This is a genomic window from Variovorax sp. W2I14 (assembly GCF_050435205.1).
GTDB classification, from domain to species: Bacteria; Pseudomonadota; Gammaproteobacteria; order Burkholderiales; family Burkholderiaceae_C; genus Variovorax; species Variovorax paradoxus_C.
The window spans coordinates 6,788,350-6,802,575 of sequence record NZ_JBNDJX010000001.1 but is presented as its reverse complement, the minus strand read 5'-3'; the positions used below and the strand labels follow the sequence as shown (position 1 = coordinate 6,802,575).

The following is a 14,226-nucleotide window of genomic DNA, read 5'->3' as shown; positions in this document are numbered from 1 at the left end:
CCCCTCCGGGGGAGGGCGGGGGTGGGGCACGACGGCACACGGCAAGGCACTGCGCCGAACAAGGGCCGCCTGCCCCCATCCCAACCTTCCCCCAGAGGGGGAAGGAGCCATACGGTGCAGCGACTGATTCGATAAACGGGCCAAGCCCGAAGGTTCTCTTATGGATTTGCAGATCGCCCTGTTGTTGGGGCAGGACGGCATCGTCAACGGTGCCGTCTATGGATTGATGGCGCTCGCCCTCGTGCTGGTGTTCTCGGTCACGCGCGTCATCTTCATTCCCCAGGGCGAGTTCGTCGCCTTCGGGGCGCTCTCGATGGCGATGCTGCAGGCCGGCCGCGTGCCGGCCACCCTGTGGTTGCTGCTCGCGCTCGCGGTGACGGTGCTGATCGTCGAGTTCTGGCGCTGGAAGCGCGGCGCGGTGGTCGACTGGGCCTCGGCGCTCGCCTGGTGCGTGGTGCTGCCGCTGGCCGCCGCCGCGCTGGTGCTGCTGCTCAAGCCCACGTCGATGGCGGGTCAGACGCTCACCACGCTCGTCCTCATCACGCCGCTCGGCCCGCTGCTCTACCGCCTGGCCTATCGGCCGCTGGCGGATGCCAACGTGCTGATGCTGCTGATCGTCTCGGTCGCGCTGCACGGCGTGCTCGTCGGCCTCGGCCTTCTGTTCTTCGGTGCCGAGGGTTCGCGCACCACGGCCTTCTCGGACGCACGCTTCGACATCGGCGGCATCCCGGTCAGCGGGCAATCGCTGGTGGTGGTCGGGGTCACGCTGCTGCTGGTGATCGCGATGTTCCTGTTCTTCGGGCGCTCGATGGTCGGCAAGGCATTGCGCGCGACCGCCATCAACCGCGTCGGTGCGCGCCTCTCGGGCATTCCGACCGAACTCTCGGGTGACCTGAGCTTCGCGCTCGCGGCACTCATCGGCGCGGTGTCGGGCCTGCTCATCGCACCGCTCACCACCGTGTACTACGACACCGGCTTCCTGATCGGCCTGAAGGGCTTCGTCGCCGCCATCGTCGGCGGGCTCGCGAGCTATCCGCTGGCGCTGGTCGGCGCGCTGCTGGTCGGGCAGCTCGAAGCGTTTGCCTCTTTCTGGGCCAGCCCGTTCAAGGAAGTGCTGGTCTTCACTTTGATCATTCCCGTGCTGTGGTGGCGTTCGCTGCGAAGCCATCATGTGGAGGACGAGGAATGAGCTCGCCATCCAACAACATCGCCGTCAACGCGCCGCCCGCCGGCAAGCCGCTGGTCACGCCGCGCCAGCTCACGCTGGTCTTGGTCGTCGCGCTCGCGCTGGCCTGGGGCTTCCTGCCCGAGTTCACCGTGTCCGTGCTGAGCAACATCGGGCTCTATGCGCTGGTCGCCGCGGGTCTTGTGATGCTCACCGGCGTAGGCGGCATGACCTCGTTCGGCCAGGCGGCGTTCGTCGGCATGGGTGCGTACGCCACGGCGTGGATCTGCACATCGCCCACCGCCGCCGCATGGATGGGCGGCGCGGTGAGCCCCGCGCTGCTGCCGTGGGCCGGCCTCGCATTGGGCCTGGTCTTCACCTTCGCGCTCGCCTGGGCGCTGGGCGCGGTCACGCTCAAGCTGCAGGGCCACTACCTGCCGCTGTGCACGATCGCGTGGGGCCTGAGCCTGTACTACCTGTTCGGCAACATGGAATTCCTGGGCGGGCAGACCGGCATCACCGGCGTGCCGCCGCTGGTGGTTGCCGGCGTGTCGCTCGCCACGCCGCGTGCGCTCGGCGTGGTGATCTGGGCCGTGCTGCTGCTCGCGCTGTGGGCAATGCACAACCTGCTCGATTCGCGCGAAGGCCGCGCCATCCGCGCGCTCAAGGGCGGGCGGCTGATGGCCGAGTCGATGGGCGTGGACACCGCGCGCCACCGCATCAAGCTCTTCGTGCTGGCCGCGCTGCTCGCGGCGGTGTCGGGCTGGCTCTATGCGCACTTGCAGCGCTTCGTGAACCCGACGCCCTTCAACCTGAACATCGGCATCGAGCTGCTGTTCATGGCGGTGGTCGGCGGCGCGGGTCACCTGTGGGGCGCGGTGCTCGGCGCGGCGCTCATCACGCTGCTGAAGGAAAAGCTGCAGGACGTGCTGCCCGCGCTGCTGGGCACCAGCGGCAACTTCGAGGTGATCGTGTTCGGCCTCCTGATGCTCTTCGTGCTGCAGCGTTTTGCGGACGGGCTCTGGCCCACGCTCTCACGGCTCGCGAGCCGCTGGGTGCGCAACGAGGCGCCGAAGGCTGCGCCCGCCCCGTCGAAAGCCTCGACGGTGCAGCTCGCACAGCGCACCCTGCCCGCATCGGGCGAGCTGCTGCTAGAAGCCAGCGACGTGAGCAAGCGTTTCGGCGGCCTCGTCGCCAACAACGCGATCTCGATGACGCTGAAGGCCGGCGAAATCCACGCGCTGATCGGACCGAACGGCGCGGGCAAGAGCACCTTCTTCAACATGATCTCGGGCGTGGACGATCCGAGCTCGGGCGTGGTGCGGCTCTCCGGCCAGTCGATGGCGACCAAGCCCTCGCGCGCCTTCGCCGCACTCGGCCTCGGCCGCACCTTCCAGCATGTGCGCCTGCTCGGGCAGCGCAGCGTGGTCGAGAACGTCGCGCTCGGCGCCCACCTGCGCGCCAAGCGCGGCTGGCTCGCAGCGATGCTGCGGCTGGACCGCGCCGAAGAAGCGGCGCTGATGGCCGAGGCCCGCCGCCAGATCGAACGCTGCGGCCTCGGCGCGCATGCCGACACGCCGGCCGCATCGCTCTCGCTGGGCCAGCAGCGTGTCGTGGAAATCGCGCGCGCCCTCGCCGGTCAGCCGTCGGTGCTGCTGCTCGACGAACCCGCCGCGGGCCTGCGCCACCTGGAAAAGCGCGCGCTCTCCGTGCTGCTGAGCCAGCTGCGCGCCGAGGGCCTGGGCATCCTGGTGGTGGAGCACGACATGGAGTTCGTGATGAACCTGGCCGACCGCATCACGGTGCTGGAGTTCGGCACCGTGATCGCCACGGGAACGCCGGCCGAAGTGCAGGCCAATCCGCGCGTGCTCGAGGCCTACCTCGGCGGCGCCGACGACGAACTGCTGGAAGACGCACGATGAGCCATCCCCTGCTTCAACTGGACGACTTCTGCGTCGCCTACCGCACCGTCGAGGCGGTGCACAGCGTGCGCCTGCATGTGAACGAGGGCGAGATCGTCACCGTCATCGGCCCCAACGGCGCGGGCAAGACCACGCTCTTGTGCGCGGCGATGGGCCTCTTGCCCTCCACCGGCGCGCTCACGCTTTCGGGCGAACGCATCGCGCGGCCCGGTGTCGAGACGATGGTCGCGCGCGGCGTGGCGCTGGTGCCCGAGCGGCGCGAGCTGTTCGGCGAGATGTCGGTCGAAGACAACCTGCTGCTCGGCGGCTTCTACCAGTGGCGCAAGGGCAAGCGCGACCAGCGCGCGCGCATGGAAGAAGTGTTCGAGATCTTCCCGCGCCTGCGTGAGCGCAAGCCGCAGATGGCCTCCACGCTTTCGGGTGGCGAACGCCAGATGCTCGCCATCGGCCGCGCGCTGATGGCACGGCCGCGCCTCCTGATGCTCGACGAACCTTCGCTCGGCCTCGCGCCGCTGGTCGTGCGCGAAGTGCTGCGCGTGGTCTCGCAACTGCGAAGCCATGGCGTCTCGGTGCTGCTCGTGGAACAGAACGCGCGCGCCGCGCTGCAGGTGGCCGACCGGGCGTATGTGCTGGAGATGGGCGACGTGGCGCTGGAAGGCAATGCACGCGACCTGCTGCACGACCAACGAATCATCGACACCTACCTGGGCATTGGCAACAAACACTGACCCCGCCTTGCTCTCCCTGTCTTTCTCCCTCCCCTTCCGGGGGAGGGCTGGGGTGGGGGCAAGCGGCACTTGATGAAGCACTGCGCCGAACGAACGCCGCTTGCCCCCATCCCAGCCTTCCCCCGGAAGGGGAGGGAGCAATACCGATACCGCAGAAAGGACATCCTCATGACCACCCTTCAAAGCTACATTGCCGGCCGCTGGATCGGCAAAGAGAGCGCGCAGCAACTGCGCAGCGCCATCAACGGCCAGGCCGTGGCCGCGACGCACGCCGAAGCCATCGACTTCGCCGAAGCGCTGCAGTACGCGCGCCGCACCGGCATTCCCGCGCTCATGAAGCTCGACTTCCAGCAGCGCGCCGAACGCCTGAAGGCGCTGGCCAAGTACCTCGCCGCGAACAAGGAAACGCTTTATGCGATCTCGGCCCACACCGGCGCCACGCGCGCCGACAGCTGGATCGACATCGAAGGCGGCGCCGGCACGCTGAGCGCCTACGCCGGCATCGGCTCCAACGAGCTGCCCTCGGGCAACCTGGTGCACGAAGGCCCGGCCTTCCCGCTCGGCAAGAAGGGCGGCTTCGCGGGCACGCACATCCTGGTGCCGCGCGGCGGCGTGGCGGTGCACATCAACGCGTTCAACTTTCCGGTGTGGGGGCTGCTCGAGAAATTCGCGCCCAGCTTCCTCGCGGGCATGCCGTGCATCGGCAAGCCGGCCTCGGCCACGAGCTATCTCACCGAGGCCGCCGTGCGGCTCATCGTGCAGTCGGGCATCCTGCCCGAGGGCAGCCTGCAGCTGGTGATCGGCGGCACGGGCGACCTGCTCGACCGGCTAGAAGGGCCGGATGTGGTCACCTTCACCGGCTCGGCCGACACCGCGGCCAAGCTGCGCGTGCATCCGAACATCGTGCGCCAGTCGATCCCGTTCAACGCCGAGGCCGACTCGCTCAACTGCGCGATCCTCGCGCCCGACGTGACGCCAGACGACGAGGAGTTCGATCTCTTCGTGAAGGAAGTGGCGCGCGAGATGACGACCAAGGCCGGCCAGAAGTGCACCGCCATCCGCCGCGCGATCGTGCCGCGCCAGCACCTCGATGCGGTGGCCGAGCGCCTGCGCGCGCGTCTCGCAAAAACGGTCATCGGCGATCCGTCGCGCGAAGAAGTGCGCATGGGCGCCCTCGCCTCGCACGCGCAGCAGGCCGACGTGGCCGAGCGCGTGGCCACGCTGCTGCAGGGCGCGGAGCTGGTCTACGGCGAGCGCGACGGCTTCTCGCCCGTGGGCGACGGCGTGAGCGAAGGCGCCTTCTTCGCGCCCACGCTGCTGCTTAGCCGCAAGCCCCTCGAACACGATGCCGCACACGACATCGAGGCCTTCGGCCCTGTCAGCACGCTCATGCCGTATGACGGCATCGACGAAGCCCTCGCACTGGCCGCACGCGGCCGCGGCAGCCTCGTCGGCACGCTGGTCACGCGCGACCCGGCCATCGCGGCCAAGGCCATTCCGGTCGCTGCCGCATGGCATGGCCGCCTGCTGGTGCTCGACCGCGAAGCCGCCGCCGAATCGACCGGCCACGGCTCGCCGCTGCCGCAACTCAAGCACGGCGGCCCCGGCCGCGCGGGCGGCGGCGAAGAGCTGGGCGGCCTGCGCGCGGTGAAGCACTACCTGCAGCGCGCCGCGGTGCAGGGCTCGCCCACCATGCTGGCCGCGATCACCGGCGAGCATGTACGAGGCGCGGCCGTGCGCGAGAGAGCGAGGTGCATCCGTTCCGCAGCTACTTCGAAGACCTGCGCATCGGCGACTCGCTGCTCACCCACCGCCGCACCGTCGGCGAGGCCGACATCGTGGCCTTCGGCGGCATCTCGGGCGACTATTTCTACATGCACTTCGACGAAGTCGCGGCGAAGGAATCGCCGTTCGGCAAGCGCATCGCGCACGGCTACTTCGTGCTGTCGGCGGCGGCGGGCCTGTTCGTCTCGCCCGCGCCGGGCCCGGTGCTCGCCAACTACGGCCTGGACACGCTGCGCTTCGTCAAGCCCGTGGGCATCGGCGACACCATCCGCGCACGCCTCACCTGCAAGCGCAAGATCGACCGCAACAAGAAGGACGCGAGCGGCCAGGGCCAGGGCGTGGTGGCATGGGATGTGGAGGTGACGAACCAGGACGGCGATGTGGTGGCAAGCTACGACATCCTGACCCTCGTCTCCAAGAAACCGGAAGGAACCTGATGTTCGATCTCACAGGAAAAGTCGCGCTCGTCACCGGCGGCAATGGCGGCATCGGCCTCGGCATGGCGCAAGGCCTCGCGAAGGCCGGCGCGCGTGTCATCGTCGCGGCGCGCAATGCACAGAAGTCGGCTGCCGCGGTCGAGGCGCTCAAGGCATCGGGCAGCGACAGCTTCGCGCTCGAACTCGACGTGACCAGCGAAGAGTCGGTGCAGAAGGCGTTCGACGAAGCTGTCGCTCGCTGCGGCCGGCTCGACATCCTCGTCAACAACGCCGGCACCACGGTGCGCAAGCCGGTCGACCAGCTCGCGCTCGCCGAATGGCACCAGGTGATGGACACCAACCTCACGAGCGCCTTCCTCTGCAGCCGCGCCGCGCACCCACATCTGAAAAAGGCGGGCGGCGGCAAGATCATCAACATCGGCTCGATGATGTCCATCTTCGGCGCGCCCTACGCCCCGGCCTACGCCGCAAGCAAGGCGGGCATCGTGCAGCTCACCAAGTCGACCGCGCTCTCGTGGGCGGCCGACAACATCCAGGTCAACGCGATCCTGCCCGGCTGGTTCGAGACCGAACTCACCGACGGCGCGCGCAGCCAGATCCCGGGCCTGTACGACCGCGTGGTGGCCCGCGCCGCCGCCGGCCGATGGGGCCAGCCGGCCGACATCGCCGGCACCGCGGTGTTCCTCGCGAGCCCCGCGTCGGACTACGTGACGGGCACGGCCATTCCGGTCGACGGCGGGTTTTCTATCTCTGGCTGAAGACGGGCGGCCCGTGTAGATTCGGCCGCCATGCTCTTCTGGTTCCAGATCTTTCTTTTCGTCGCTGGCACCGCCGCGCTGCTCTATGTCTCGCGCGGGCCGCTGCAGCAGCCCGGCTCGCATGGCTTCTATCGCTTCTTCGCGTGGGAATGCATGCTGGTGCTGATCGTCGTGAACCTGCCGGTGTGGCATGTCGATCCGCTCTCGGCAACGCAGATCGTCTCGTGCGTATTCCTCGCGCTGTCGATCTGGCTGCCGATCCACGCGGTGCGGCTGCTCAAGGCACAGGGCAAGCCGAGCGATGCGCGCAATGACGACCCGGCCCTCTACGGCTTCGAGAAGACCTCCTCGCTCGTGACCTCGGGCGCCTTCCGCTACATCCGCCACCCGATGTACACCGCGCTCATGCTGCTGGCCTGGGGCGCCTTTCTCAAGCAGTTCACCTGGCTCACGCTGGCGCTGGTGGTGGCGGCCACGCTGCTGCTGGTGCTGACGGCGCTGCGCGACGAGAAGGAATGCATCGCGCATTTCGGCGATACCTACCGCGACTACATGCGCGGTACGCGGCGCTTCATTCCGTTCCTCGTGTGATGAAAGCCGCAACCGTGCATCAGGCCGTGCTCGCACTCTGGGCTGCGGTTGCACTCGTCTCCCTGGGCGGATGTGTGTTGGCGCCCGCCGTCGTGCGCGCCTCGCAGCAGCCGTATCACAACAGGATGGATGCGCTCGAAGAGCGCTACGTGCAACTGCGGGCTGAGCGCAAGAACCTGGTCACGGCGCTGGAGGGCGTCTCCGCGGAAGAAGGCGCACCGCAACGGGAGCGGCTGGCTGCGGTGAACGCCGAAATCCGGGAGGTTGCCTTGCAGCTCGATCTGCCGGTCTCCAACAAGTAGCTGCCCCTTGTGGCGCATCCTCGTGGCACCTGCGCCGCGCGAGCCTGGCGCATCACCCTGAGAGTCAGAGCTGCACCGGCGGCAGCGGCCGCGCATCCACCGCCTCGCCATCGACGATGAAGTGCCCACCCGCCACGTGATGCAGCGTGCGCAGCTCGTCGTGGCCGGTGAAGTTCCAGCGCCCGTTCTCGAACACGCGCGCATCGGCCTGCGCGGCGATCACCTCGCCGAGGAAGAGGTCGTAGCGCTCCTGGATCGGCGGCTCGGGCAAGAGCCGGCATTCGAGCCATGCGGCGCAGCCTTCGAGCAATGGCGCATCGGTCGCGGTGCCTGCGAAGGTCTGAAGGCCATAGGCCGCGAACTTGTCGTGTCCTGAGGTCTTTACGATCTCGCGGCCCGAGCTGTTGCCCAGCGCTTCGGTCAGGTCGAGCTGCGCGCGCACCGGCACCTGCAGCGCGAAGGTGCCCGCGCCTTCGAGCAGCACCCGCGTCCAGGTGCTCTTGTCGAGCACCACCGCCACCTTGGGCGGATCGAAATCCAGCGGCATCGCCCACGCGGCCGCCATGATGTTGCGCTGGCCGCCGTGCGCCGCGCTCACGAGGACCGTGGGGCCGTGATTGAGCAGGCGGTAGGCCTTGGCCAGCGGGACGGGGCGGCGATGCGAAGACGAGGAGGCGTTCATGAAGTCGTCGGAAAATGAAGCAGGAACTGAGGCCGAAGCGGCGGCAAGCGTCGCACAAAGCCCGCCCTTCGTCATCTTCTGCCCGGAGCGCCCCTTCATGGAACCCTCGAAAGCCAGCCAGACCGCCCTCGTCACCTCGCTGATGCGCGCGGTTCACACGCGCAGCGATCCCGCACCGCTGCTGGACGACCCGTGGGGCGACCGCCTCGTGCCCGAGCCGGTGCAGGCCGGCCTGCGCGAGCGGGCGGTGGCGCGGCTGGACCCCGCACTGCGCGCCGAAGCCGCGCCTGCCAGGGTGCTGGATGCCGCGATGCGTGCGAACGCGGCCTATCCCGGCGTCATCCTGCGCAGCCGCTACACCGAAGACATGCTGGAAGCCGCGGTCGCGCGCGGCATCACGCAGTACGTGCTCATCGGCGCGGGCTTCGACAGTTTTCTCTGCCGCCGCCCGGCCTGGGCCGAAGGCCTGCAGATCTATGAAGTGGACCACCCCGCGACGCAGCAACTGAAGCGCGAGCGCCTGCGGCACTGCGGCATCGCCGAATCGGATGCGGTGCATTTCGTGGCGGCGGACCTGTCCGAAGAGACACTGCAGTCGGCGCTCGCACGCTCGCCCTTCGATCCGGCGCAGCCGACCTTCTTCTCGTGGCTCGGCGTCACCGTGTATCTCACGCGCGAAGCGAACCTCGCAACGCTGCGCGCCATCGCCTCCATCGCACCCGAGGGGAGCGAGCTGGTCTTCACCTACATCGACGAGGCGGCGCTGCAACCCGGCCATGCGGGCACCGAGGGGTTCCGCAAGCTGCGCAGCGATGTGTCGGGCGTCGGCGAGGCGTTTCTCTCGGGCTTCGATCCAGCGGCGCTCGCTGCGCTGCTGCTGGAGACTGGACTTGTGTTGACGGAGGACCTGGACGGCGAACAAACCGTGGTCCGGTACGACGCCGAGGGCGTCAACGGCTTGCAGCGGGCGGGCGCGGGGCACATCGCCCATGCACGCGTGAATGACCGCGTGAAGCCTCGTGCGGTCAGCGCTGCGCCGCCTGCCGCCTGACCTCGCTCGGGCTCCCGCCCGTGTGGTCGCGGAACAGGCACTGTCCGCTCGGAGACGCCGCCTCGGACTACGACCGACCGGCTTCTTCCCGCGCGGTGGTCGCGGGAATCCACATCACCAGCGGACGGAGCCAGCGCGGGCGCCAGCTCAGCGTGAAGGTCACGACCAGCGCCGCACCGGCGAGCGTCATGAACCAGACCAGCGAGGCCATCGAGACATGATCCGCACCGAGGCACAGCACGAGCGATGCGAGCACGCAAGCCGCCCCCAAAACCCGCAGCAGCCGGACCATGCGCGGGGAGCACTGCGGATCGGAGCGCACCTGCTCCCAGTGCACATCCATGGACAGCGCGAGGAAGCCCGCGGCGGCAATGCTGGTGACCATGGCGGCGAAAAGGAGCATGGCGTCAGTCAGGCGCGGGCGGCGGAGGTATTGGCGTCGGGCGCGAATCGGGCGGAGGCGACCATCGCCGCATCGGCACGGCGCTTGAGCATGCGCGCGGCCACCACGGCCAGCGCGGCGCTCGCGATGAGGGACAAATCGACGCCCGCCACCGGCCAGTAGCCGGCGCCGATGGTGCGCAGCAGGTGGTCGCCGGTGGTGACCCAGTTGAGCAGCACCGCGGCCACCGCCATCACGGCCGCGGCCCAGCATTGCTCGGCCCAGGCGGGCGACAGGCGGCCTTCGGCGGTGGGCGCGGTGCGCCAGATGCCGTGCGCGAAGGCCAGCAGCCAGGCGCCCAGGAAGATGCCCTTCTCCCAGCTGCCGCGCAGCGGCAGGGTGTCGGGCAGCACGCGGTTGCCGATGAGCATGGCGAAGGTCGCGACCAGGAGGCCGGTCACCGTCGCGACCGCGCAGGCATCGACCCAGCGCGCGCCGCTCACGCCCTGCTTGGCGTGCTGGCGCTTGCGCTTTTCCACGAAGAAGATGAAGCCGGTGGCAATGCAGGCGCAGCCCGAGAGGCCACCCAGCACGTACAGCCAGCGGAGCAGCCAGTGCTCGAAATGCTGCAGGTGCAGGCCGGTGAGGAAGTCCACGATGCCGGCCACGATCGTCGGCGGCGGGTCTTCGCGGATCAGCTCGCCCGTGGAGCCCTTGAAATGAATGCCTTCGCCGGTGAGGGTGACGCGGTCGCTGCCCGCGCGATAGACGCTCACATAGGCGTTGGCATCGTTCACATGCTGCACCACGAGCATGCCGACCTCGCCCGCCGCGTCGCGTGCGGCCCAGCGCCGCTTGGCCTCGGCCACCATCGCATCCACCGATGCCAGCGTGCCGGGGACGCCGGCGCGGTCATGCGGGAGGCCGGTCTTCTGCGCGTCGAGTTTCTCGTGCAGTTCGTGCAGCGGCTCCAACTGGGTGTGCGTGACCGGGAAGTAGACACCCGCGAAGACCACCAGCCCCGACAGCGCGAAGATGAAATGGAACGGCAGCGCCACCACGCCCGTCAGGTTGTGAAGATCGAGCGCGCTGCGCTGCGTGTGCTTGGCCGGACGGAAGGTGAAGAGCTCGCGGAAGATCTTGCGGTGCATCACCACGCCGCTCACCAGCGCCGCCAGCATCACGAGCGCCGCGAAGCCGACGATCCAGGTGCCCAGGTTCAGCCAGTCCAGGTGCAGGCTGTAGTGCAGCGAGTAGAAGAATTCGCTGCCGAGCTTGAGCCGGTCGTCGGGCAGCGCCTTGCCCACGCGCGGGTCGATGGTCCGGTTGCCGAACACGGCGTCTTCCGGGTCCTTCGCGTTGGGAAGCGTGAAGTTCGCATACAGGCTCAGCACCGGATCGCGGTGGGTCGTGTAGGCGGTCCATTGCTTGGGGCTGAAGCTCTCGGCCATCGGCCCGTTCACGCGGCTGCGCGCCTGATCGATGCTCTCGGCGGTGGGCTTGATGTCCTGGAAGATGGGCAGCAGCATGCCGTCGAACGACGGCATCGGCTGCGGGTCGAAGCGGGTCTCGGGGATCGCCCAGCGGTCGATCTCGCGGTCGAACACCGACAGCGAGCCGAAGAAGAAGACGACCATCAGAACGAAGCCGAGCGTCAGGCCGAACCAGGTGTGCAGCCAGGCCATGGAGAGCCGGAAGTTCTGAAACACGGGAAAGCTCCTGAAGAGAAAGGGTCAGAGGCTCAAAGCAGGGCCAGCTGCACGAGCGAGGCCGCACCCGTCATGACGAGCCCTCCGCCCAGCAGCACGAACCACACGCGCGCGAGGCTGCCGGCCGCAAAGGCCCAGAGGAACGCGACCAGGAACACGAGAAAGGCCAGCATGCTGCTGAGCGACTCGGCATCGTGGAAGGGCATGCCAGCGCTGAACAGGAGGCCGACGCCCAAGGCGATGAAACCCCAGCAGAAAACGTAACTGCCCAGCACGCCGGCAGCGATGCGGGAGACGACGTGGACGGCGGACGCAGCGCTACGGGCCATGGCTTGGACGGGGATCGCAGGGACGGATCAAATGAGAACGGCTCGCATTATCTTCGATGCGAGCGGTGATCCGGTCGATCAACCCTACGGCCCGGACCTGGATAGCCCAGGCCAGGTCACACGGCGGCCGCGATCTCCTGCGTGACCTGGAGAAACCGCTCCACGTCGGCCATCGAATGGCAGTGCAGCGGCGACACGCGCACCGTGCCTTCGAGCCCGAAGGATTCGAGCATTCGCTTCGAATAGATGCTCGTCGCCACGCGCTCGTACACCGTGACGCCGCGCTTGCCGTACTCGACCACCGCCTGCGTGCAGTCGATCCGGTCGAAGCCGATGCCCAGGATCAGGTCGCGCTTGGTCAGGTCTTCGTGGTCGAGGAACACTTCCACGCCCCGCATCTCGCGGAGGCCGGTCGCGTTGCCCGTGCCGTCGAGCAGCGCGGCGAGCAGCGCGCGCTCGTGCAGCTCGATGCGGCCGATGCCTTCGACAAACAGCGCACGACGCTCGGTAGCGTCGGTGAACTGGCCGCCGATCCAGCAGACGTAATCGACGATCTCCGTGAGCGCCGCGAACTGCCACGGCGCGGAACTGCCCAGGTCCCAGTAGTCCGGCTTCTTGCCCGCGAGCTTGTGGTGCGGCAGCACGGCCGCGCGATCGGACATCCACGAGAGCCCCGAGCCGCGGCAGCCGAAGAACTTGTAGGGCGCGAGGTTGATGCCGTCCACCGGCGTCTTCTCGAGGTCGATGAGGCCGTGCGGCGCATGCTGCACCGCGTCCACGAGGATGTAGAGGTCGGGCTTGATGGCGCGCGCGCGGCGCACGATCTCGGCCATGTCGAGCTTGGCGCCCGAGATGTTCGAGGCGTAGATCACGTTGAGGAGGCACGTGTCCTTGTCGACGAGGCGAACGATCTCCTCCACATCGACGCCACCCGTTACAGGGTTGCTCTTCGCCACGCGCAGCTCGCGGCCGAGCCGGCCGGCGTAGAGGCTCATCGCATCGAAGGCCGAGGGATGCTCCAGCACCGTCGTGACCATGTTCGTGCCCGGCACGTTCTCGGCCACCGCGCGCACCATGTCGAACATGGCGCCCGAAGCGGTGAGCGAGGCATAGACGCTCCCGCCCTTCGCATGGAGGATGGTGCGCAAATCGTCGCCAGCCTTCGCCTGGATCTGTTGCAGCTCGACGGCGGTCGCGTGGATGCGTTCGGCGTTGTCGGGAATCGCATCGACCTGTGCGAAGCGCTCGGCCGCGGCCTTCAGGCGGAACGAGCCGCCGGCGTTGTCGAAGTACAGGCGTTCATGGCCGTGGTGGTCTCGGTCCACAAGCAGGAAGCGCGACTTCACCTCGCGCATCAGCGCATCGGAGAACGCGAGACCGCGGGGGTGGTTTTCAGGGGTGGTCGCCATGTGTGTGCTCAGACGCCCTTGTTGTTCGGGTTCTTGTAGATGTCACGCACCGCGTCGGACATCGGGAAATTCAGGTTCGCGTTCTTCGGCGGAATCGGCGACATGAACCACTTCGCGTAGAGCTGCTCGATGGCGCCCGACTTCATGAGGCCGGTGACCGTTTCATCGACCAGCGCCTTGAACTGCGGATCGTCCTTGCGCAGCATGATCCCGTAGGGCTCCTGGCGCAGCGACTCCTTCAGGAGCTTGTATTCGCCCGGGTTGGTGGCGCTGGCGATCATGCCGGCGAGCTGCACGTCGTCGAGCACGTAGGCGTCGGCGCGGCCGGTCGAGAGCAGCAAGAAGCCGTCGGAGGTGTCCTTGCCCGCGATCTCGTTCACTTCGATCGTGCCGCTCTTGCGCGCGCCGCGCAGCAACTGGATCGAGGTGCTGCCCGAGACCGTGGCCACGTTTTTGCCGTTGAGGTCGGACAGTGCATTGATGCCCGAGCTCTTGCGCACCGCGGCGGTGATGTTGGTCACGAAGTGGCTCGGCGCGAAATCGACCTGCGCCTGGCGCTGCGTGGTGTTGGTGGTGGTTGCGCAGTCGAGGTCGACCGTGCCGTTCTGCAGGAGCGGAATGCGGTTGGTCGAATTGAGCATCGTGTAGCGCACCTCGATCTTCGAAAGGCCCAGCTTCGCCTTCACCGCATCGACGATCTTCAGGCAGATGTCGTTGGTGTAGCCGATGGGCGCGCTGTCGGCGCTGAGCTTGTAGGAGAACGGAATCTGGCTGTCGCGCGCGCCGATCTGGATCGTGCCGCTCTCCTTGATCTTCTGCAGCGTGCCGCCGTCCTGTGCGCTGGCGGCGCCGCAGGTGAAAGCGATGGTGAGTCCCAGGGCGAGGGGCAGTTTGAAGAAGTCCATGGCGTGTATTCCTTGGTTTGCAGTGAGGGATGAGCTGGGCGAATCTTCTGCGCCTCGATGAATTTCTAAAA

General features: G+C 68.0%; 13 protein-coding genes and 1 pseudogene. 8 read left to right on the top strand and 6 right to left on the bottom strand.

What is annotated here, in order from left to right; all coding sequences use genetic code 11:
• Window positions 1-160: 160 nt before the first annotated feature.
• From QF040_RS31695 to QF040_RS31665, 7 genes and pseudogenes are all read left to right on the top strand, one after another.
• Window positions 161-1,189 carry a branched-chain amino acid ABC transporter permease gene (locus QF040_RS31695; protein ID WP_307510054.1) on the top strand — a complete coding sequence of 343 codons (1,029 nt, stop codon included), beginning with the start codon at window positions 161-163 and terminating at the stop codon, window positions 1,187-1,189.
• Complete coding sequence (locus QF040_RS31690; RefSeq protein ID WP_429614225.1) at window positions 1,186-3,087, top strand: ABC transporter permease subunit; 1,902 nt, start codon at window positions 1,186-1,188, stop codon at window positions 3,085-3,087. The genes QF040_RS31695 and QF040_RS31690 overlap by 4 nt, the downstream gene beginning before the upstream one ends.
• A complete protein-coding gene (locus QF040_RS31685; protein WP_307599068.1) occupies window positions 3,084-3,815 on the top strand; it encodes an ABC transporter ATP-binding protein in 732 nt (243 codons plus the stop codon). The genes QF040_RS31690 and QF040_RS31685 overlap by 4 nt, the downstream gene beginning before the upstream one ends.
• Window positions 3,816-3,983: 168 nt before the next feature.
• Window positions 3,984-6,037: pseudogene (paaZ, locus tag QF040_RS31680) on the top strand (phenylacetic acid degradation bifunctional protein PaaZ).
• Complete coding sequence (locus tag QF040_RS31675) at window positions 6,037-6,795, top strand: SDR family NAD(P)-dependent oxidoreductase (RefSeq protein ID WP_429614224.1); 759 nt, start codon at window positions 6,037-6,039, stop codon at window positions 6,793-6,795. The pseudogene paaZ and the gene QF040_RS31675 overlap by 1 nt, the downstream one beginning before the upstream one ends.
• Before the next feature lie 30 nt (window positions 6,796-6,825).
• Window positions 6,826-7,386 (top strand): methyltransferase family protein, encoded by a 561-nt coding sequence (locus QF040_RS31670; protein ID WP_429614223.1) that lies wholly within the window; start codon window positions 6,826-6,828, stop codon window positions 7,384-7,386.
• Complete coding sequence (locus QF040_RS31665) at window positions 7,386-7,688, top strand: hypothetical protein (protein WP_429614222.1); 303 nt, start codon at window positions 7,386-7,388, stop codon at window positions 7,686-7,688. Before QF040_RS31670 ends, QF040_RS31665 begins: the two co-directional genes overlap by 1 nt.
• Window positions 7,689-7,752: 64 nt before the next feature.
• Here QF040_RS31665 and QF040_RS31660 read toward each other — a convergent pair whose 3' ends face one another.
• Complete coding sequence (locus tag QF040_RS31660) at window positions 7,753-8,370, bottom strand: flavin reductase family protein (RefSeq protein ID WP_429614221.1); 618 nt, start codon at window positions 8,368-8,370, stop codon at window positions 7,753-7,755.
• 97 nt (window positions 8,371-8,467) lie between these two features.
• On the opposite strand from QF040_RS31660, the gene QF040_RS31655 reads away from it, so the two are divergent.
• Window positions 8,468-9,421, top strand: coding sequence for a class I SAM-dependent methyltransferase (locus tag QF040_RS31655; RefSeq protein ID WP_429614220.1), 954 nt, complete (start codon window positions 8,468-8,470; stop codon window positions 9,419-9,421).
• Between the two features lie 67 nt (window positions 9,422-9,488).
• Here QF040_RS31655 and QF040_RS31650 read toward each other — a convergent pair whose 3' ends face one another.
• From QF040_RS31650 to QF040_RS31630, 5 genes are all read right to left on the bottom strand, one after another.
• Complete coding sequence (locus QF040_RS31650) at window positions 9,489-9,824, bottom strand: DUF3325 domain-containing protein (RefSeq protein ID WP_429614219.1); 336 nt, start codon at window positions 9,822-9,824, stop codon at window positions 9,489-9,491.
• An 8-nt stretch (window positions 9,825-9,832) separates the two neighbouring features.
• Window positions 9,833-11,512 carry a PepSY-associated TM helix domain-containing protein gene (locus tag QF040_RS31645; RefSeq protein ID WP_429614218.1) on the bottom strand — a complete coding sequence of 560 codons (1,680 nt, stop codon included), beginning with the start codon at window positions 11,510-11,512 and terminating at the stop codon, window positions 9,833-9,835.
• A 32-nt stretch (window positions 11,513-11,544) separates the two neighbouring features.
• Complete coding sequence (locus QF040_RS31640; RefSeq protein ID WP_429614217.1) at window positions 11,545-11,841, bottom strand: iron uptake protein; 297 nt, start codon at window positions 11,839-11,841, stop codon at window positions 11,545-11,547.
• A gap of 116 nt (window positions 11,842-11,957) precedes the next feature.
• A complete protein-coding gene (locus tag QF040_RS31635) occupies window positions 11,958-13,250 on the bottom strand; it encodes an aminotransferase class V-fold PLP-dependent enzyme (protein ID WP_429614216.1) in 1,293 nt (430 codons plus the stop codon).
• An 8-nt stretch (window positions 13,251-13,258) separates the two neighbouring features.
• Window positions 13,259-14,155: an amino acid ABC transporter substrate-binding protein gene (locus tag QF040_RS31630; protein WP_429614215.1), complete on the bottom strand. Its 897-nt coding sequence runs from the start codon at window positions 14,153-14,155 to the stop codon at window positions 13,259-13,261.
• Between the last annotated feature and the right edge of the window lie 71 nt (window positions 14,156-14,226).

Excerpts from the sequence above, each read along its gene's own strand:
- QF040_RS31695 (WP_307510054.1), top strand. The coding sequence starts at position 161 with ATGGATTTGCAGATCGCCCTGTTGTTGGGGCAGGACGGCATCGTCAAC.
- QF040_RS31665 (WP_429614222.1), top strand. The coding sequence starts at position 7,386 with ATGAAAGCCGCAACCGTGCATCAGGCCGTGCTCGCACTCTGGGCTGCG.
- QF040_RS31630 (WP_429614215.1), bottom strand. The coding sequence starts at position 14,155 with ATGGACTTCTTCAAACTGCCCCTCGCCCTGGGACTCACCATCGCTTTC.
- QF040_RS31670 (WP_429614223.1), top strand. The coding sequence starts at position 6,826 with ATGCTCTTCTGGTTCCAGATCTTTCTTTTCGTCGCTGGCACCGCCGCG.
- QF040_RS31635 (WP_429614216.1), bottom strand. The coding sequence starts at position 13,250 with ATGGCGACCACCCCTGAAAACCACCCCCGCGGTCTCGCGTTCTCCGAT.
- QF040_RS31650 (WP_429614219.1), bottom strand. The coding sequence starts at position 9,824 with ATGCTCCTTTTCGCCGCCATGGTCACCAGCATTGCCGCCGCGGGCTTC.
- QF040_RS31685 (WP_307599068.1), top strand. The coding sequence starts at position 3,084 with ATGAGCCATCCCCTGCTTCAACTGGACGACTTCTGCGTCGCCTACCGC.
- QF040_RS31655 (WP_429614220.1), top strand. The coding sequence starts at position 8,468 with ATGGAACCCTCGAAAGCCAGCCAGACCGCCCTCGTCACCTCGCTGATG.
- QF040_RS31640 (WP_429614217.1), bottom strand. The coding sequence starts at position 11,841 with ATGGCCCGTAGCGCTGCGTCCGCCGTCCACGTCGTCTCCCGCATCGCT.
- QF040_RS31675 (WP_429614224.1), top strand. The coding sequence starts at position 6,037 with ATGTTCGATCTCACAGGAAAAGTCGCGCTCGTCACCGGCGGCAATGGC.
- QF040_RS31690 (WP_429614225.1), top strand. The coding sequence starts at position 1,186 with ATGAGCTCGCCATCCAACAACATCGCCGTCAACGCGCCGCCCGCCGGC.
- QF040_RS31660 (WP_429614221.1), bottom strand. The coding sequence starts at position 8,370 with ATGAACGCCTCCTCGTCTTCGCATCGCCGCCCCGTCCCGCTGGCCAAG.